Consider the following 689-nt stretch of genomic DNA (forward strand, 5'->3'; position numbering starts at 1 on the left):
CGCCGCCGGCGCGCTCACCCCGCCGCGCAAGACCGGCGCCCGCCTGCGGGTGTTCAGCCGCGGCACCTGGCTGCCGCTCCAGCCCCTCGACACCTTGCCCGCCGGGCCGGAGCAGCGCTTTCCCGCCCAGTGCGCGTCGCGCCTGATGGCCGAGATGCTCATCGAAGGCGACGCCGCCGAAAAACGCACCGGCGTGCTGATCCCCGGCAGCCTCACCGGCCGGCGCATCGGCGTGCGCTTCACGAAGCAGCCCTGCCTCGTCAGCGTGGCGGTGGGCGACGATCCGCCCTTCTTCAGCCCGGATGGCCCGCTGCCCGCCGCCGGGCTGGCGGTGGATGGCCTCGTCCGCGCCATCAACCGCTACCTGGCCGACCACCCGTCGGCCACCGCGGTGCCGCTCACCATCGCCACCGCTAACGCCCAGCCCCTGCGCGTCAGCTTCGTGGCCGAACTTGAAGCCCCGCCCAAGCCCACCACGCCGCCCAAGCCCCAGCCCGAACCACCCGACAAGCCCCGCCCGGGCGAGCGCGCCCTGCTCGCCCCCTCGTCCGACGCCACCCGCGTCGCCCGCCTGTGCGACGCCAGCCACGCCGCCGGGCAGCGCTTTGCCGCGCTACCCAAGGGAGTACAACTTTCCAGCGTGAGCCTGCACCTGCGCAACCCCGGCGACGCCGCGAGCGGCGAGCTGA

At 74.9% G+C, this 689-nt stretch carries 1 protein-coding gene; it reads left to right on the forward strand.

The features are described from left to right. Positions 1-689: hypothetical protein (locus tag QQK25_RS23420; protein WP_284190114.1), on the forward strand; the 689-nt coding region annotated here is incomplete at both ends.

The sequence above is a fragment of the Zoogloea oryzae genome, assembly GCF_030161255.1.
GTDB lineage: Bacteria > Pseudomonadota > Gammaproteobacteria > Burkholderiales > Rhodocyclaceae > Zoogloea > Zoogloea oryzae.